Below are 18340 nucleotides of genomic sequence, written 5' to 3' on the forward strand. Positions count from 1 at the left end.
AAGTCCACCGGTCCCGTTCCGTGTCGCGGGGCGGCCCCGCTCAGGCGATGCGGTCCAGCACGATCGGGTCCGCCGTGAACGCCGTGCCCGCCGGGGAGATCTCGACGCCCCCGGTGAGGGCCTCCAGCGCCCAGCCGAACTTCTCCGGGGTGTCGGTGTGCAGGGTGAGCAGCGGCTGGCCCTGGGCGACCGCGGCACCCGGCTTGGCGTGCAGCTCGACGCCCGCGCCGGCCTGCACCGGGTCCTCCTTGCGCGCCCGGCCGGCGCCGAGGCGCCAGGCGGCGACACCGACGGCGTAGGCGTCCAGACCGGTCAGCACACCGGAACGCTCGGCCGTGACGACGTGGCGCTCGCGCGCGACGGGCAGCTCCGCGTCCGGGTCACCGCCCTGGGCGGAGATCATGCGGCGCCACACGTCCATGGCGGAGCCGTCGGCGAGCGCCTTGGCCGGGTCGGCGTCCTTCAGGCCCGCCGCGTCGAGCATCTCGCGCGCCAGGGCGAGGGTCAGCTCGACCACGTCGGCCGGGCCGCCGCCCGCCAGCACCTCGACGGACTCCCGGACCTCCAGCGCGTTGCCCGCGGTCAGGCCCAGCGGGGTGGACATGCCGGTGAGCAGCGCCACCGTCCGCACACCGTGGTCGGTGCCCAGGCCCACCATCGTGGAGGCCAGTTCCCGCGCCTGCTCCAGGTTCTTCATGAAGGCGCCGGAGCCGACCTTGACGTCCAGGACGAGCGAGCCCGTTCCCTCGGCGATCTTCTTGGACATGATCGAGGAGGCGATCAGCGGGATCGCCTCGACGGTGCCGGTGACGTCGCGCAGCGCGTAGAGCTTCTTGTCGGCGGGGGCGAGGCCGTCGCCCGCGGCGCAGATGACGGCGCCGCTGTCACCCAGGACCCGCAGCATCTCCTCGTTCGACAGCAGCGCCCGCCAGCCCGGGATGGACTCCAGCTTGTCCAGGGTGCCGCCGGTGTGGCCGAGGCCGCGGCCGGACAGCTGGGGGACGGCCGCGCCGCAGGCCGCGACCAGGGGCGCGAGCGGCAGCGTGATCTTGTCCCCGACGCCACCGGTGGAGTGCTTGTCGGCGGTCGGGCGGGGCAGCGAGGAGAAGTCCATGCGCTCGCCGCTGGCGATCATCGCGGCCGTCCAGCGCGCGATCTCGGCCCGGTCCATGCCGTTGAGCAGGATCGCCATCGCGAGCGCGGACATCTGCTCGTCGGCGACCTCGCCCTTGGTGTAGGCGTCGATCACCCAGTCGATCTGGTCGTCGCCGAGGCGGCCGCCGTCGCGCTTGGTGCGGATGACGGAAATCGCGTCCATGATTCACGTACCTTCTTAGCGATTGATCAGGTCGTCCGGGCCGAACGCGTCGGGGAGGACCTCGCGCATCGTGCGGATGCCGTCGGACATCTCCACCAGCAGTTCGGGGCCGCCGTGCTCCCACAGCAGCTGACGGCAGCGGCCGCACGGCATCAGCTGGTCGCCCTTGCGGTCGACGCAGGTGAAGGCGACGAGCCGGCCGCCTCCGGTGGCGTGCAGGGTCGACACCAGGCCGCACTCGGCGCACAGGCCGAGGCCGTAGCTGGCGTTCTCCACGTTGCACGCCGAGATGACGCGCCCGTCGTCCACCAGCGCGGCGGCGCCGACGGGGAAGTGGGAGTACGGGACGTAGGCCCGGGACATGGCGTCCCGGGCCTGCGCCCGCAGGCCTTCCCAGTCGACGTCGTCGACGCCGACCCGGCCCGCGGTGTCGCTCACTTGCCCTGGCCCTTCCGGTACCTCATACCGTCAGCCTTGGGCATCCGCAGACGTTGTGCCGACAGGGAGAGCACCAGCAGGGTGACGACGTACGGGGTCGCGCCCACGAACTCGCCGGGCACCTCGTCGGTGAGCAGGTACCAGGCCAGCACCAGCGCGCCGACGGCGAGGCTGACGCCGCCCTGCCAGAAGCTCCGCTTCCACAGCTTCCAGGCCGCCAGCAGCACCAGCAGGACCACCAGGAGCAGCAGCAGCGCGTGCACCGTCGGGCCGCCGTTGCGCAGCTGGAGCGCGTCGGAGTAGCCGAAGAGGCCGGCGCCGGTGGCGAGGCCGCCGACGCGCCAGTTGCCGAAGATCATCGCGGCGAGGCCGATGTAGCCGCGGCCGCCGGTCTGGCCCTCGAGGTAGATGTGCGTGGGCACCATCGCCAGGAAGGCGCCGCCGAGGCCGGCGAGACCGCCGGAGGCGATCACGGCGATGTACTTGTACAGGTACACGTTGACGCCGAGCGACTCGGCCGCGACCGGGTTCTCGCCGCAGGAGCGCAGCCGAAGGCCGAACGGGCTGCGCCACAGCAGGAAGAAGCTGCCGACGAAGAGCACCACCGCGACGAGCGTCAGCGCGGACACGTCGGTGACCAGGCCGCCGAGGATGCCGGCGAGGTCGGAGACGAAGAACCAGCCGTGCTTCTCGATGCTCGACAGCCCGTCGGACAGCCCGGGGATGTCGAACGACGGAAGGGAGTCGACCGGCGGGGACTGCTTGGGGTTGCCGCCCTTGGTGGCCGCGTCGCCGGTGGAGAACCACAGCTTGGCGAGGTACTGGGTGGCACCGAGCGCCAGGATGTTGATGGCCACACCGGAGATGATGTGGTCGACACCGAAGGTGACGGTGGCGACGGCGTGGATCAGGCCGCCGAGCGCACCGCCGACGACACCGGCGAGCACGCCGATCCACGGGTTGGTCTGCCAGCCGGCCCAGGCGCCGAAGAAGGTGCCGAGGATCATCATGCCCTCGAGGCCGATGTTGACCACGCCGGACCGCTCGGACCACAGGCCGGCCAGACCGGCCAGGCCGATCGGCACGGCGAGGCCGAGCGCGGCGGTGATCTGGCCCTGGGCGGTGAGCTGGTCCTGGCCGGTGATGATCCGCACCACCGACACCAGCGCGATCGCGGCGGCGATGATCAGCAGGATCACCGGGAAGGAGAGGCGGCCCTTGCGGCCCTTGGCCCCTGCGGCCTTGGGAGCCGCGGGCGGCGGGGTCTGGGTCATCGTGGCGGTCACGCCGTCACCTCCTTCTTGGTGCGGGCCTGGGCGGCGAGCTCCTCGCCGACCTTCTGCTGCTGGCGCTTGAGGCCGTAGCGCCGGACCACCTCGTAGGCGATGACGACGCTCAGGACGATGACGCCCTGCATCACGCCGACGATCTCCTTGTCGTAGCCCTCGAACTCCAGGCGGCCCGAGCCGCGCTCCAGGAAGCCCCACAGCAGCGCGGCCAGCGCGACGCCGACCGGGTTGTTGCGGCCGAGCAGGGCCACCGAGATGCCGGTGAAGCCGATGCCGGCCGGGAAGAGGTCGGCGCCGTAGGCGTGGGTGTCGTTCAGCAGCAGCGGCAGGCCGGTGAGGCCGGCCAGGCCGCCGGAGATCAGCATGCTGGTGACGACCATGCGCTTGACGCTGACGCCGCTGGCGGTGGCGGCGCTCTCGGACAGGCCGACGCTGCGCAGGTCGAAGCCGAAGCGGGTGCGGCCCAGCACGAACCAGTAGCCGACGCCGATGATCACGGCGAGCACGACGAAGCCGTAGATCTGGCCGACGTCCTCGCCCATGTCGAAGTTGAACAGGTGACCGGAGGAGGGCAGCGGCGTGGTCGACACCGAGGTGCCCGCCTCGTCGAGGTGCCCGAGCCGGCCGTCCTTGAGCAGGTAGCCGACGATGGACAGGGCGATGGCGTTCAGCATGATCGTCGCGATGACCTCGCTGACCCCGCGCGAGGTCTTCAGCACACCCGCGATACCGGCCCACATGGCGCCGACGGTCATGGCGACCACGATGATCAGCGGGATCTGCAGGAAGCCCGGCAGCGACACCGCGCCGCCGACGGCCGCGGCGAAGAAGGCGCCCAGGCGGTACTGGCCCTCGACACCGATGTTGAACAGGTTCATGCGGAAGCCGACGGCGACCGCGATGCCCGCGATGTAGTACGTGGTCGCCTTGTTGATGATCTCGACCTGGCTGTCGCTCTTGAAGCCGTAGTCGAACATCGTCCCGAAGGCGCCGAACGGCTCCTTGCCCGTGGCGAGCAGCACCAGCGCCGTGATCACGAACGCGGCCACGAGCGCCAGCACGGGGGCGGCGATGGCGAGGAGCACCCGCTCCTTGTCGATCTTCTTCATCGGTCCTCTCCCCCGTGGCCGGTGTCGCCGTCCTCGTGCTCGAGATGGCCGGCGGCCGCGCCGGTCATCGCGGAGCCCAGCTCCTCCGGGGTGATGGTGGCGGGGTCGGCGTCGGCGACCAGGCGGCCGCGGTACATGACGCGCAGGGTGTCGGACAGGCCGATCAGCTCGTCCAGGTCGGCGGAGATCAGCAGCACGGCCAGGCCCTCGCGCCGGGCCTCGCGGATCTGGTCCCAGATCTGGGCCTGGGCGCCGACGTCCACGCCCCGGGTGGGGTGCGCGGCGATCAGCAACTTGGGCCGGTGGCTCATCTCACGGCCGACGATCAGCTTCTGCTGGTTGCCGCCGGACAGGGACGCGGCGGTCACCTCGATGCCGGGGGTGCGGACGTCGTACTCGCGCACGATCCGCTCGGTGTCGCGGCGGGCCGCGGCCGGGTCGAGGAAGCCGCCCTTGCTGTTGGGGCGCTCGGTGACGTGGCCCAGGATGCGGTTCTCCCAGAGCGGGGCCTCCAGCAGCAGGCCGTGCCGGTGCCGGTCCTCGGGGATGTAGCCGATGCCGCCCTCGCGGCGCCTGCGCGTCGGGAGCTGGGTGATCTCGTCGCCGTCCAGGCCGATCCGGCCCGCGTCGGGCGGCAGGATGCCCATGATCGCCTCGACGAGTTCCGCCTGGCCGTTGCCCTCGACACCCGCGATGCCGAGGACCTCGCCCTTGTGGATGGTGAAGGAGATCCGGTCCAGGACGACGCGCTCGATGCCCTCCAGGTCGGTCTCCGACAGGTGCAGACCGTCGACGGTCAGCATCGGGACGTCGGTGACCGTGGACTCGCGGGTCTCGGGGGACGGCAGCTCGCTGCCGACCATCAGCTCCGCGAGCTGCTTGGGGGTCGTGGTCGCCGGGTCGGCGGATCCGACCGTGGTGCCCCGGCGGATGACGGTGATCTCGTCGGCGACGGAGAGCACCTCGCCCAGCTTGTGGGAGATGAAGATGACCGTCAGGCCCTCGGCCTTGAGCTCGCGCAGGTTGTCGAAGAGCGCGTCGACCTCCTGCGGGACGAGGACCGCGGTCGGCTCGTCGAGGATCAGCGTACGGGCGCCGCGGAAGAGGACCTTCAGGATCTCGACGCGCTGACGGTCGGCGACACCGAGGTCCTCCACCAGGACGTCCGGGCGCACCCCGAGGCCGTAGGCGTCCGAGATCTCGTTGATCTTCGCCCTGGCCCTGCCGCCGATGCCGTACAGCTTCTCGCTGCCGAGGACGACGTTCTCGAGGACGGTGAGGTTGTCGGCGAGCATGAAGTGCTGGTGCACCATGCCGATGCCGCGGGCGATGGCGTCGCCCGGGTCGTGGAAGGCGACCTGCTCGCCGTCGATGGTGATGGTGCCCTCGTCCGGCTTCTGCATGCCGTAGAGGATCTTCATCAGCGTCGACTTGCCGGCGCCGTTCTCGCCCACGAGGGCGTGCACCGTGCCACGGCGAACCGTGATGTCGATGTCGTGGTTGGCCACGACGCCTGGGAATCGCTTGGTGATGCCGCGGAGCTCCACGGCATTCTGGCTGGGGGGGCTGGACGCGTCGATGGCGCACTCTCCTCGCGGAAAAGAGCGGGGTGGGCGGGGTGTGGCGAACGTATCGCGAGGAGGGTCTTCTACACGCGTAGCGTTGCCAGATCCATAAGGGGATGAGTCACAACGGATACCGCGTGCGCGACACCCGGCTGAACGCAGGCGCGAGGCCCGGGAAGGGGGGAGCCTGGGCTGTCCCCTCCCGAGCCTCGCGCCCGGCGCTCATGAGAGACCGGACGTCACTTGACGGTCGTCTTGACCTTGATGTCGCCGCTCACGATCTTGCTCTTGGCCTCGTCCAGCTGGGACTTGATGTCGTCGATGAAGCCACCGCTGGTGGACAGGCCGACACCGTCCTTGGCCAGGTCGTAGGCGTGGGTGCCGGTCAGCGGGGCACCGTCCTTGACCGACTTGACCGCGTCGTAGACCGCGACGTTCACGTTCTTCAGCGCGGAGGTCAGGATCGAGTCCTTGTACTTGGCCAGACCCGGCTGCTCGTGCTGGTCGGAGTCGACACCGATCGCCCAGGCGCCGGACTTGCCGGCGACGGCCTCGATGGCGCCGTTGCCGGAGGAGCCGGCGGCCGAGTAGATCACGTCGATGCCGTTGTCCAGCATGCCCTGCGCGGCGGCCTTGCCCTTGGCGGGGTCGGAGAAGCCGGAGAGGTCCGAGCCGGGGGTCAGGTACTGGGTGGTGACCTTGATCTTCGGGTTGGTCTCCGCCACGCCCTGGCGGAAACCGGCCTCGAACTTGTTGATCAGCGGGATGTCCACGCCACCGATGAAGCCGACCTTGTTGTCCTTGGTCTTCAGCGCGGCGGCGACACCGGCGAGGTAGGAGCTCTGCTCCTCGGTGAAGACGATGCTGTCGACGTTCTTGGCGTCGACGACCGAGTCGACGATCGCGAAGGTCGTCTTGGGGTACTTCTTGGCCGCGGCCGTGATGGACTCGGCGTACGCGAAGCCGACACCGATGACCGGGTTGTAACCCGCGTCGGCCAGGTCCTCCAGGCGCTGCTCGCGGTCGGCCTCGGTGTCCGAGGTCTTGGCGGTCAGCTCCTTCACCTCGACGCCGAAGTCGGCCTTCGCCTTGTCCAGGCCCGCGGCGGCGGAGTCGTTGAACGAGTGGTCACCACGGCCACCCACGTCGTAGGCGACGCCGACCTTCAGCTTGCTGCTGTCGCTGCTGCCGCTGGTGGTGTCACTGTCCTTGGAGCTGCTGCCGCAAGCGGTCGCAGTGAGCGCGAGAGCCGCGGAGGCTATACCCGCGGCGGCGATCTTGGTTACCCGGCGCAAGAGGGTACCCCTTCAACTCTGAGCGCCCCGTCCGGCGCTGGCTTAACCGGAGCTTAACGCGCGTAGATGTCAGGTAAAGGGGGGTTGGCCGCCCGTTATCGGATCGTCGCATTTCGGCCAGGTGACCCGGCCGTGTCGGCCGGGTCACCCACCGTCATGCCAGCAGCGCAGCGGAGGTGAAGAGCTCCACGCCGACCTTGATCGCGCCCTCGTCGACGTCGAAGTCACCTTGATGCAGATCACGCTTTGACGTGTCCCCAACGGGCCGTACGCCCAACCTCGCCAGCGCGCCCGGAACCTGCTCCAGGTACCAGGAGAAGTCCTCGCCGCCGAGACTCTGCTCCGTGTCCTCGACCGTGTGCGCGCCGTAACGGGCCGTCATGGCGTCGCGCAGCAGCTCGGTCGAATCCGCCTCGTTCACCACCGGGGGCACCCCGCGGTGGTAGGTCAGCTCCCACTTCGCCCGGTACATCGCGGCCACCTGGTCGATCACCTCGTGGACCAGGTCGGGGGCCTCGTGCCAGGCGTTCAGGTCCAGGCAGCGGACCGTGCCCTCCAACTCGGCGTGCTGCGGGATGACGTTGGCGGCGTGGCCGGCCTCGATACGGCCCCACACGATGCTCATCCCGGCCCGGGGGTCGATCCGGCGGGCCAGCACGGCCGGCAGCTCGGTGGCCATCTTGGCGGCGGCCGTCACCAGGTCGGTGGTGAGGTGGGGGCGGGCCGTGTGACCGCCCGCGCCGTCCAGGGAGAGCTCCAGCCGGTCCACGGCGGAGGTGATCGGCCCCTGCCGCAGCCCGATCCGCCCGACCTCGACCTTCGGGTCGCAGTGCAGGGCCAGGATCCGGCCCACGCCGTCCAGCGCCTTCGCCTTGATGGCGTCCAGCGCGCCACCCGGCATGACCTCCTCGGCCGGCTGGAACACCAGCCGTACCGGACGCCTCAGCTTGCCCTCGCGCTCCAGCTCCGCCAGTACCAGGCCGGCTCCGAGCACCACCGTGGTGTGCACGTCGTGGCCGCAGGCGTGCGCCCGGCCGGGCACGGTCGAACGGTACTCCACGCGCTTGGTGTCCGGGATCGGGAGCGCGTCCAGATCCGCGCGCAGCGCCAGCCGCGGACGCTCGGGGTCGGTGGCGCCGATGTCGCACAGCAGCCCGGTGCCGCCGGGCATCACACGGGGCTTGAGACCGGCCTGCTCCAGGCGCGCCTTGACCGCGGCGGTGGTACGGAACTCCTGCCGGCCCAGCTCGGGGTTCATGTGCAGGTCCCGCCGGAACGCCACGAGTTCGGCCCGCAGCCGCTCGGGCACCACCCCCAGCAGCGCACCTTCGGGTGCGGCGGGAACCGTGGGCGCCACTGGCACGGGATTTTCGGAGGGTTCGGAGGCTGAGTCGTTCACCTCCGACAGGCTAGACCGCATCTGTACTCCCGATCGCTAGATCGCCGTAAATTCATGCCGCGCGAGGAAGAAAAACTCCCCCGTTCGGCGCGTACCCCGCCCCGTACAGGGGTAAGAACCTGGTTTATCCCTCGCCACTCCATAGTGGCCCAACGATCGCCCGGCCGCGAGGCAACGCTCTGTGAGCGGCCCGGAACGGCCCAGGCGGGAAGCGGTGGGGGCGGCGGACGTCCCCGGCCGGGGCGGTTCAGGCCAGGGCGACGGGGGCGTCGGAGGCGGACAGCTCCGGGGAGGGGCGGCGCGGTCCCAGCAGGCGCGCGTAGAGGTCGATGAGCGGCTCGGCCTGCTGCTGCCAGGACCACTCGCGCAGGACGTCCCCGCGTTCGTACGCCTTGCGGTAGCGGCGCGGGTTGGTCAGCACGGCGCCGACGGCCCGGACGAAGTCGGCGGTGTCCCCGCAGCGGAAGACCTCGCCGTTGCCGATCTCCAGGGTCGGGCGGGCCAGCACGCGGACGTCGCTGACCACCACGGGCAGCCGGGCGTGCGCGTACTCGAAGTAGCGGGCCGGGAGCGCGACCTGCCGGTCGGGGAGCCGGTGCACGGGGAGCACGCCGATGTCCGCCGAGGACAGGAAGCGCGGGATCTCGGCGGGCGGCACATACGGCAGCACGTGCAGCCGGCGGGCCACGCCGAGCTCGGCGGCCCGGCCGGCGAGAGTGCGGATCCAGGGGTCCTCGGGGTCGGGGACGATCAGCGCGGCGTGCAGGTCGTACAGCTTGGGCAGCGCGTCGACGACCGTGAGCAGGCCGCGGGCGGGGCCGGCGGCGCCGCTGTGGACCAGCAGCGGGACCTCGGGGGCGAGGTGGCAGCGGTCGCGGACCCCGGGTGGCGGCGGGGAGGGCAGCGGCTCGTACGGCGGGGTGTTGCGGGCCACCGCGGGGCGTGCGGGCAGCCCGTGGCGCTCGCGGAGGCGGTCGGCGTAGGTGTCGGCGACGGTGACGACGCCGTCGGTGAGCGGTGCGTAACTGCGCTCGTGGGCGTCGCGGGCGACGGCGGCGCGGCGGGAGGCCTCGCCCTCGGCGGTGGTGTCCCAGACCACCTCCACCCGGTGGCCGGTTCCCTCGGCGCGCATCGCGGCCCGCACGGCGGTGCCCAGGGTGCGGTGGCCCAGGGCGTGCACGAGGTGCGGGCGCAGTTCGTCGAGGACCGGGCCGTAGGCGATCTCGAGGTCGAGCAGGAGCGGGTCGAGCCGGCGCCAGCAGCGCTTGCCGAGCAGCAGCCGGGTCGCGGTGGCGGCGGCGCTCTCGAGGGCTCGCCCGGGGGTGGCGCGGCGGCGGACCGCGGCGCGGTACTGCGCCGAGCGCAGCGCCGTCCAGGCCCGGCGCAGCATGTGCCGGAACCGGCTGCCCGCGTGGACCAGCCGGGCACCGGCCTTCAGCGGTAAAGGGCGGTGGATCACGTCCAGCTCGGCCCCGCGGGAGGCCAGCAGGGCCGCGTGGGCGGTGAGCAGTGCGTTGCGGAAGGCGTGCGAATCGGCGCTGCGGTAGGCGAGGACGTGCCGCAGGCCCGGACGGGGGCGCTGGAGCCGCCTGCGGTGGAGCGTCTCGGCGACGGTGACGCGGAGCAGCCGCACGCCCGCGGGCGCGGTGCCGGTCGCGCCGGCCGGCCCTTCGGCGGCGCGGCCGATGAGCGTGACCTCGTACCCCGCGGCGACCGCCGCCGCCGCCACGCGGTGCGCCCGGGAGTCACCGTCGAGCGCGCTGTCCGCGAGGACCGCGACGCGCGGCGCGGACCTCGCTGCCGTTGCCATGGATCAAGACAACCGGGTTCGGGTGACCGCTCGGTGAAGTGGATCTTGCGGAGAGAGGAACGACACCGGCCGCCGGTCCGCGCGCTCTTGCGCGCCCCCGCACTTCAACGCGCCCCGGCGCGGCCGGTTTTCCCCCTTGCCACGCCTTTCGGGAGTTCGTCACCGGCCTCCAGACTGGTGTGACGAGGGGAAATGGGGTGGGGCGTGTGACATCGCGATACCCGGGCGCCGGGAGCACGGGGGCCACCGGGGACACGGAGGCGTACGGCGCCGACGACGGGGGTGCGGCCGCGGTGCCGCCGCCCCGCCCCGCGCACACGCCCGGCGGCGCGCGGACGCCGCGGGGGGTGTCCGCGGTGCCGTACGGGGCCGAGGAGGACTGGAGCGCGTCGACCCGGTACATGTGCGCGGGGGCGCGCCTGGACGAGGGGTTCGCGCGGCGGGTGGTGCACGAGCTGGGGCACGAGCGCTACCGGGCCTGCGCCCCTTCCTACGGCGTCGACCTCGACCGGGTCGGCGCCCACGCCGAGCAGACCCTGCGCGACCTCCGCAAGCGGGATCTGGCCGTCGGGGCCGCCTTCGTCCTGTCGCTGCTGGTCTCCCCGGTGGCCACGCTCGCCTACTGGTTCGCCACCTCCTTCCTCCCCGGGGGCGGGGCGCAGACGGGCTCGGTGGCGCCGAGGCGGCGCCGGCTCCGGGAGGGACAGCGCGATCCGGCCGTCATGGCGGTGCTGCGGGCCCTGGCGGTGCAGCTCGCCGTCCTGCTGGCGGCCTCCTGGCTGAGTGCGCTGGTGCCGTTCTGGCCGAGCGCCGGACCGGTGGTGACCTTCCTGCTGACGCTGGTGCTGCTGGTCGGCTGGCCGTGGCTGCTCACCTGGGAGCAGCGCAACGCGGCGTGGAAGGCCATCCGCGAGCAGCTGACCCGTGAGGCCTTCGGCTCCTCCGCGCAGGAGCCGCCCCGCGACCCCGGGGCGGCGGGGCTGCCGCAGTCCTCCGTGGGCGGTGACGCGAACCTGGTCGTCTACAGCGGCTACCGGCCCTTCGTGGGGGCGGGTGACGAGGTCACCTCGTGGTCCTTCGCGATGCGGCTCACCCCCGAGGGCCACGAACCGGGCTCCGGGCAGGAGCCTGATGCGGTGCCCTTCGACACGGCCGGGCTGGTCCGGCGGCTGGCCGACGACCTGGACGCCCTGCGCGCGGCCGCGGCCTCCCCGGTGGACCGGATCCCCGGTCTGGAGGTCACGGAGAAGGTCTTCGTCCACGGCACGGAACTGCGGCAGAACGCCCTCTTCGGGGAGGCCGTGTTCTGGCCTGGCGCCGCGGGCCGGTGGCCGCCCGAGGGCAGGCCGGCCGACCAGCTCTCCTCGGAGCGCATCGCGGCGGCCCGCGGCGTCGTCGACGGCCCCGTGCGGCACTGCCTGGCCGCGCAGGTGCGCAGCTGGGGGACGGACCTGGTGCTGTCGGTCTTCGTCCAGACCGCGGTGAGCGGGGCGACGCTGTATCTGCAGGCCAACACCCTGGTGCTGACCCCGGTCCGGGAGGCTTACCGGGTCGCCGACTCCGTCTCCCGTCCCGAGGAGGCCGAGGAGGCCGCCCCCGGCCTCGCCGACGCGCTGCTGCACAGCCGCTCGGTGCTGATGTCCGCGCTCCCCAACGCCTACGCCGAACTGCGCACCGCCTCCCGGCGCGAACGGGCCCTTCAGACGCAGCGGACGGCCATCACGGACGACCGCCGCTATGACTTCGGCGCCCGGATCAGCCTGCGGGAGCTGGCCTCCTCGCACGCCTACCGCGACTTCTTCCAGAAGGTGGACGTCACGCGCGTCGGCAAGCAGATCGAGCTGCAGATCCTCGGCACGCTCGCCGAGTTCCTGGCCGAACACGGCCTGGAACGGGGGGATCTGACGCAACACCGCAACGTCATCCTGAACCAGGGGATCATGATGACCGGCGGCTCCATGAGCGGCAGCATCGCGGCGGGCTCCGGCGCCGCGGCGATCTCCACCGGCGGCCGGCCGGCCCCGGCCGGGCCGGGTACCGAGGGGAGCGCGAAGTGATGCCGCGGGATCCGGGTCCGCGGATCAACCACGGCATCGTGATCGGGGGCGACGCCCGGGTCGGCGACTCGGCCCTGGCCGCCGGGCGCGGGGCGTACGCGCGCAAGGACGGCGCGGACGGCACGGCCGCCGAGTCGCTGCGTACGGCGCTCGCCGCGATCGCCGAACTGCGCCGCCGCCTGGACGCGTCGGAGGGCACGCAGGCCGCCCGGGAGGAGGCCGACGCCCTCGCGGACGACCTCCTGGCGGGGGAGGCGGAGCGGGTGGACGGGCGGCGGGTGGGCGAGCGGCTGACCCGGCTGCGGGCCCTCGTGGGCGACGCCACCGCGCTGACCGGGCTGGTCACGGCGGTCCACGAGAGCGTACGGGCGATCACCGGTGGGTGAGCGCCCACGCCGCGGGCGGCGGACGGCGGCGCTGGCGGTCTGCTGCGCGGCGCTGGCAGCGGGGTGCTCGCTGCCGGGGGAGGGCGAGGGCTCGGGCGCGTCCGCCGAAGGTTCCCGCACGACGGCGGTGTTCACCCCGCGCGAGCCCGTGGACGCGGCGCGGCTGCGGCAGATCGCCGACCTCATGGGCCGGCGTGCCGAGGGCTTCGGCTACGAGGACGTCACCGTGAAGGCGGACGGCGGGCGGGTCACCCTCTCCCTGCGCGGAGGGAGCGAGCAGGCCATCGCCTCGCTGGGGAAGCCCGCGGTCCTGGTCTTCCGGCCGGTGGTGCTGCTGGAGGCCTCCGGCGGCGGCACGTCCGCGCCACCGTCCGGGCCCGGCGGCGGTTCCGGCGGCGGTTCCGGCGGCGGTTCCGGCGACGGCTCGGTGCCCGGCAGCGCGGAGTACACCGCCCTGGACTGCTCGGTGCCCGCCCAGCGGGTCGACCACCAGCAGGGCGACACACGGTGGGCCGTGGCCTGCGCCGAGCGGGCCGAGAGCGGCGCCTGGGCGAAGTATCTGCTCGGCCCGGCCGCCCTGAGCGGCACCGAGATCAGCCACGCGGAGGCCGTGCTGGATACCCAGAACACCACCGGCTGGCAGATCCGGCTGACCTTCGGCAGCGGCGGCGCGCGGAAGTTCGCCGACCTCACCGGGCGCCTCGCGGCGCAGCTGAGCCCGGCGAACCAGTGCGCGATGGTGCTGGACGGCACGGTGCTCTCGGCGCCGCTGGTCAACTCGGCCATCACCGGCGGCACCGCCGTGATCACCGGCAACTGGACCCGCAGCTCCGCCGGCCGGCTGGCCGCCCAGTTGAGCAGCGGCAGCCTGCCGACGGAGATGGAGGTCACCTCCGTGACGCGCTGACCCCGGGTGGGTCCGGCCGGCGGGCCGGCCTCAGTTGCCCGGGGCCGTGCCCGAGGCCACCGAGGCCAGACCGTGCAGGTCGCGGGCGCTGCCGGTGATCCCGGACAGGAAGCTCTGGGCCCGCGGCGAGGCCTGGTCGGTCAGCCACTCGGGGTCGACGTCGCAGACCGTGATCTTGACGCCGGTGCCCTCCAGGGCGAGCGGCAGGGTGTGCACGACCGTGGAGGGGAAGCTCAGCACCGTGTGGCCGATCGGGCCGCGGCGGGCGATCAGTTCCAGCGGCAGGTCGGGCCGGACGATCTGCAGTCCGGTCTCCGCCGTCAGCCGGTGCAGCTTGTCGGCGCTCTCCCGGCGGTGCGCGAAGTAGCGGGTGGCACCGTGCGCCCGGGTCAGGGCGGCGACGGCGGTCAGATAGCGCTCGGGGTCGACCACCCCGGTCTCCACCAGGGAGGTGCCGACGATGTCGGTGCCGGCGCTGACGGTGGGCGGGCCGAACCGCGCCCGGGTCCAGGCGAAGCGGTTGGCCCGCAGCGCCATCCCGGGGGGAGGCGAGGCGGGCATCGAGCTGAACAGCTCGACACGCCGCCCGGCGCCTGGGGTGAGGCGGCGCCGGGCGGCCGAGGCGAAGACGCCGAAGGCCGCGTCCGCCGGCGACAGCCGGCGGCCGCTGCGGTGCCACCGGACGAGCCGGGCACCCTTGGCGAGGAGTTCGGTGAACTCCATGGTCGCCGTGCCGTCGTCCACGACGGTGATCTCCTTCGCCCGGCTCAGCGGCAGGAGCACCTGCACCAGCCGGGAGAAGGGGTCACCGAGGACGATCCGTCCCGCGGCCCGCAGGGCCGGGGTCAGTTCGGCGGCGGTGCGCAGCAGCGAGCCCCGGGAGGAGCGGGCCTCGCACCAGCGCACGGTGATGCCCTCGTCCATCGCCAGTTCCGTCATGCGACGGAGCTGACCTCGCGTCATGGGGTCACGCGGGGCGAGGGCGACGATGGTGAGCGGCCGCCCGGGCGCCACCGGGCCCGGGACGGCCTTCGCCGTCCCGGGCCGCGGTGTGGGCACCGCGGGCGGGTGAACATGCGCCCACTCCAGCACGTTGAGCAGCTGAACGGGGCTCTCTACGAGTGCCAGAGTGCCGCTGTCGCTCATGGATCAGGCCGACACCGTCTCGGGCTCGGCGGCGGCCGCGGCCTGCGCCGCCTCCTGCTCGGCGATGATGCCGGGCACGCGCCGCAGCTTCTTCATCGGGCCGAGCTCGCCCTCGTAGACCTTCTTGACACCGTCGCCGAGCGCCTGCTCGATGATGCGGATGTCGCGGACCAGGCGGTCCAGACCCTGCGGCTCGACGGAAGCGGCCTGGTCCGAGCCCCAGTTGGCGCGGTCGAGGGTGATGTGACGCTCGACGAAGACGGCGCCCAGGGCGACGGCCGCGAGGGTGGTCTGCAGGCCGATCTCGTGACCGGAGTAGCCGACCGGCACGTTCGGGAACTCGCTCTGCAGGGTGTTGATCATCCGCAGGTTGAGCTCCTCGTGCTTCGCCGGGTAGGTCGACGTGGCGTGGCACAGGATGATGTTCTCGCTGCCGAGCACCTCCACCGCGTGGCGGATCTGCTTCGGGGTCGACATGCCGGTCGAGAGGATGACCGTCTTGCCGGTGGCGCGCAGGGCGCGCAGCAGCTCGTCGTCCGTGAGCGAGGCCGAGGCGACCTTGTGGACCCGGACGTTCTCGAACTTCTCCAGGAACTCGACCGAGGGGACGTCCCACGGGGAGGCGAACCAGTCGATGCCCTTCTTGGTGCAGTACTCGTCGATCGCGCGGTACTCGTCCTCACCGAACTCCACCTTGTGGCGGTAGTCGATGTAGGTCATCCGGCCCCACGGGGTGTCCCGCTCGATGTCCCACTGGTCGCGCGGAGTGCAGATCTCCGGGGTGCGCTTCTGGAACTTCACACCGTCGGCGCCGGCCTCGACGGCCGCGTCGATCAGGGCGAAGGCGTCCTCGAGGGAGCCGTTGTGGTTGATGCCGATCTCGCCGGTGACGTAGACGGGCTGGCCGGGGCCGACCAGGCGGTCGCCGATCGGACGAAGGCGGGCGTTGGTGGTGGTCACTGGGAGAGTTCCCTTCGGGAAAGAGAGGGGCCGAGGATCCACGAGGCGATCTCGCGGATGGCTCCGCGTCCTCCGGGCGTTGCGGTGACGGAGCGGGCGGCGTCCTTGACGATGTCGTGCGCGTTGGCGACGGCCGTGGGCCAGCCGACGAGCGCGAAGCAGCCGAGGTCGTTGACGTCGTTGCCGACGTACAGGACCCGCTCGGGGGCGATTCCTTGCTCCTCGCACCACTGCTTGAGTGCGAGGTCCTTGCGGTCGATGCCGTGGAGCACGGGGACCTTGAGCTTGCGGGCCCGCGCGGCGACGACCGGGTTGGTCTCCGTGGACAGGATCAGGACGGGCAGGCCGTTGTCGCGCAGGGCGGCGATCCCGAGCCCGTCACCGCGGTGCACGGTGACGGCCTCGCGTCCTTCGGAGTCGACCAGCACCGTGTCGTCGGTCTGGGTGCCGTCGAAGTCGAGTACGACCGCGTCGACGTCGTCGCGGGTCGGGTGCGCCGGCGCCTCGGTGGCGGTCTCCGTCGCGGGGTCGAGCAGCGGGGCCAGGGCGCGGGCGCGGGCCAGGTCGTCCGGCTCGTCGACCTCCAGGACCTTGGCGGGGTCGGTGCGCACCAGCGCGGTGTGGCCGAAGAAGCGGTGCTTCGCCTCGCGGAAGCCCGGGACGCGCATCGCGTAGGCGGCGCCGGTCTCCAGCAGGTCCTGCGGCCGGTCCTGGCGGCGCGGGCGGTGGGCCTTGTCGTGGTTGACGCCGTAGCCGCCGGTCGCGGCGGCCACCGTCGTACGGGACCGGCCGCCCTCGGCGGCCTCGTCGGCGGCCGCGGCGGCGGCACCGATCTGGTCGGCGGCGTCGCGCCAGATGAAGCCGTGGAAGGGGGCCACGGTCACGGCCGTGTCCGCCCCGTCCTCGACGACCGCGGCGGCCACGCCGTTGACGTCCTCGGTGGTGATGAACGGGCTGGTGCACTGGACGAGCAGCACCACGTCCGCGCCGCGCCCGGTCATCGCCTCGTGCGCGTCCATCGCGTGCAGGACCGCGGCCTCGCTGGTCGCGGTGTCCCCGGCGATGGCGGCCGGGCGCAGGACGACCTCGGCGCCGGCGGTGCGGGCCGCGTCGGCGATGGCGGGGTCGTCGGTGGAGACCACGACGTCGGTGACGAGCGCGGCCTCACGGCAGGCCTGCACGGCGCGGGCGACCAGCGGCACTCCGCCGACCGTGGCGAGGTTCTTGCCGGGTACGCCCTTCGAGCCGCCGCGGGCGGGAATGACGGCCAACACCGTTGGCATGGTGGCTCCTTGCGACTTGGGGGGCGGGTTCACAGCTGACCCCACCTGCGGATCACGGGCGCGACGCGCTGCACGCCCTGGCGGTACGCGGCGCGCGCGGAGTTGCGCGCGATGTCGCGCACGGTCCGGCGCAGGGCGCTGGACTCGGCGGGCTCGGTCGCGGCGCCGGGCAGGGGCTCGCCCTTCGGGTCGAGGCCGTGGCGGGCGAGCACTCCGGGCAGATAGCCGGGCGCGGTGACGGTCGTGTAGTACGGCGCCAGCGGCGGGAGCCCGGGGGCGGCGGCCAGTTCGGTGACGCGCTCGCGCACGGTCCGGAAGGGGTCGCCGCCGGAGGCGATGCCCTGGGCGCGGGCCCACTCGGGGTGCACCCTCGGCACCTCGCCGGAGTCGATCTGGTCCCAGGAGGCGTAGGCCCCGGAACCGAGGAAGTGGTGGTTGCCCAGCGCCTCGCGGATCCCGAGGTCGGTGAGGACGGCCGTGGGGATGCCGCGGTGCATGGACTCCAGCGCCGCCGTCGAACTCACCGTGACCAGCAGGTCGGTGCGGTCCAGGACCTCGCCCATGTGCCCGTAGACGAGCTTGAGGTTCTTCGGCGGGTCCAGCTTGGACACCAGCTTCTGGTACGGCTGTTCCTCGATGTGCGTGGTGTGCTCACCGGGCTTGCTGCGCAGCTTGACCAGGACCTCGCGCTCCGGGTGGAAGCGCGCGTGGTCCACCGCGCGGCGCAGCAGGTACGTACGGTCCTTGCGGCTGTCCGGCACGGAGGGCTGGACGGCGAAGACCACGGTGAACGGCCGCTCCCCTGAGGGCTCGTAGGGCTTGCCCTCCAGGAAGGGCAGGGCGGTCTCGACGACCGTCCCGGCGTCGGCGCCGACTCCCCCGTAGACCTCGCGGAAGCGCTGCGCGTCGTGTGCGCTGTTGGCCAGCACCGCGTCGGCGCCGGCCCGCAGCAGGAGCCCGTCCGCGAGCTTCTCGTAGACGACCCCGACGTAGCCGGTGACGACGACCGGACGGCGGGGGGCGCCCTGCCAGGCGCGGGCGAGACCGTGCAGCATGGCCTGGACGGTGCCGCCGACGCAGGAGAGCACGACGACGTCCGCGGTGTCGCGGGAGATCCCGGCCAGGAACTGTGCCGCGGTGACCTCGCGCATCGAGTCCGCGGGAATGCCGACCTCGGCGAGCTGGCGCTCGGTCGGTGTCGCCCGGCCACGGAGCAGGCGGGCGTCGAGCCGCGCCTCCGGGGCGATGCGGCGCGCCGTCAGCGCACCCCATTTCCATCGGGTGTCCGAGTCGGCGAGGACGGTGACCCTGATCGGGTCGGCGGTACTTGCTGGCACGCCGCAGACGCTAGGAATCCATTCCGAGCGGGTATCCAACG

15 protein-coding genes are annotated in these 18340 nt (G+C 72.7%); 3 read left to right on the top strand and 12 right to left on the bottom strand.

Annotated elements, in window-relative coordinates; all coding sequences use genetic code 11:
• Nucleotides 1–40: 40 nt before the first annotated feature.
• The 8 genes from CHF15_RS15440 to CHF15_RS15475 all read right to left on the bottom strand — a co-directional run bounded on the left by CHF15_RS15440 (nt 41) and on the right by CHF15_RS15475 (nt 10223).
• A complete protein-coding gene (locus CHF15_RS15440; protein WP_089224341.1) occupies nt 41–1318 on the bottom strand; it encodes a thymidine phosphorylase in 1278 nt (425 codons plus the stop codon).
• Between the two features lie 15 nt (nt 1319–1333).
• The gene (locus tag CHF15_RS15445; RefSeq protein WP_089224342.1) at nt 1334–1756 is read right to left on the bottom strand and encodes a cytidine deaminase; all 423 of its coding nucleotides are present in this window, start codon (nt 1754–1756) and stop codon (nt 1334–1336) included.
• The gene (locus tag CHF15_RS15450; protein WP_179279802.1) at nt 1753–3042 is read right to left on the bottom strand and encodes an ABC transporter permease; all 1290 of its coding nucleotides are present in this window, start codon (nt 3040–3042) and stop codon (nt 1753–1755) included. Before CHF15_RS15450 ends, CHF15_RS15445 begins: the two co-directional genes overlap by 4 nt.
• Entirely contained in the window at nt 3039–4154 is a 1116-nt protein-coding gene (locus CHF15_RS15455) for an ABC transporter permease (RefSeq protein WP_089224343.1), read from the bottom strand. The genes CHF15_RS15450 and CHF15_RS15455 overlap by 4 nt, the downstream gene beginning before the upstream one ends.
• Nucleotides 4151–5701, bottom strand: a complete 1551-nt coding sequence (locus CHF15_RS15460) for an ABC transporter ATP-binding protein (RefSeq protein ID WP_179279803.1) — start codon at nt 5699–5701, stop codon at nt 4151–4153. Before CHF15_RS15460 ends, CHF15_RS15455 begins: the two co-directional genes overlap by 4 nt.
• A gap of 257 nt (nt 5702–5958) precedes the next feature.
• Nucleotides 5959–7014: a BMP family lipoprotein gene (locus CHF15_RS15465; RefSeq protein ID WP_089224345.1), complete on the bottom strand. Its 1056-nt coding sequence runs from the start codon at nt 7012–7014 to the stop codon at nt 5959–5961.
• Between the two features lie 154 nt (nt 7015–7168).
• The gene (locus tag CHF15_RS15470) at nt 7169–8371 is read right to left on the bottom strand and encodes a M20 family metallopeptidase (protein WP_089224346.1); all 1203 of its coding nucleotides are present in this window, start codon (nt 8369–8371) and stop codon (nt 7169–7171) included.
• 289 nt (nt 8372–8660) lie between these two features.
• Nucleotides 8661–10223 carry a glycosyltransferase gene (locus tag CHF15_RS15475; protein WP_089224347.1) on the bottom strand — a complete coding sequence of 521 codons (1563 nt, stop codon included), beginning with the start codon at nt 10221–10223 and terminating at the stop codon, nt 8661–8663.
• Between the two features lie 206 nt (nt 10224–10429).
• Here CHF15_RS15475 and CHF15_RS15480 point away from each other — a divergent pair, with 206 nt between their 5' ends.
• From CHF15_RS15480 to CHF15_RS15490, 3 genes are read left to right on the top strand one after another with little or no spacing between them, the layout of a single operon-like run.
• Entirely contained in the window at nt 10430–12280 is a 1851-nt protein-coding gene (locus tag CHF15_RS15480; RefSeq protein WP_089224348.1) for a hypothetical protein, read from the top strand.
• Complete coding sequence (locus tag CHF15_RS15485; protein ID WP_089224349.1) at nt 12280–12666, top strand: hypothetical protein; 387 nt, start codon at nt 12280–12282, stop codon at nt 12664–12666. Before CHF15_RS15480 ends, CHF15_RS15485 begins: the two co-directional genes overlap by 1 nt.
• A complete protein-coding gene (locus tag CHF15_RS15490; RefSeq protein WP_089224350.1) occupies nt 12659–13573 on the top strand; it encodes a SecDF P1 head subdomain-containing protein in 915 nt (304 codons plus the stop codon). The genes CHF15_RS15485 and CHF15_RS15490 overlap by 8 nt, the downstream gene beginning before the upstream one ends.
• Before the next feature lie 30 nt (nt 13574–13603).
• On the opposite strand, the gene CHF15_RS15495 is transcribed toward CHF15_RS15490, so the two are convergent.
• The 4 genes from CHF15_RS15495 to CHF15_RS15510 are packed head-to-tail and all read right to left on the bottom strand — an operon-like array spanning nt 13604 to nt 18299.
• A complete protein-coding gene (locus tag CHF15_RS15495; RefSeq protein WP_089224351.1) occupies nt 13604–14719 on the bottom strand; it encodes a hypothetical protein in 1116 nt (371 codons plus the stop codon).
• Between the two features lie 3 nt (nt 14720–14722).
• A complete protein-coding gene (locus CHF15_RS15500; protein WP_089224352.1) occupies nt 14723–15679 on the bottom strand; it encodes an N-acetylneuraminate synthase family protein in 957 nt (318 codons plus the stop codon).
• Entirely contained in the window at nt 15676–16962 is a 1287-nt protein-coding gene (locus CHF15_RS15505) for an acylneuraminate cytidylyltransferase (protein WP_089224353.1), read from the bottom strand. Before CHF15_RS15505 ends, CHF15_RS15500 begins: the two co-directional genes overlap by 4 nt.
• A gap of 29 nt (nt 16963–16991) precedes the next feature.
• Nucleotides 16992–18299 (bottom strand): DUF6716 putative glycosyltransferase, encoded by a 1308-nt coding sequence (locus tag CHF15_RS15510; RefSeq protein ID WP_089224354.1) that lies wholly within the window; start codon nt 18297–18299, stop codon nt 16992–16994.
• Nucleotides 18300–18340: the final 41 nt, after the last annotated feature.

The organism is Actinacidiphila glaucinigra (assembly GCF_900188405.1).
Lineage (GTDB): Bacteria > Actinomycetota > Actinomycetes > Streptomycetales > Streptomycetaceae > Actinacidiphila > Actinacidiphila glaucinigra.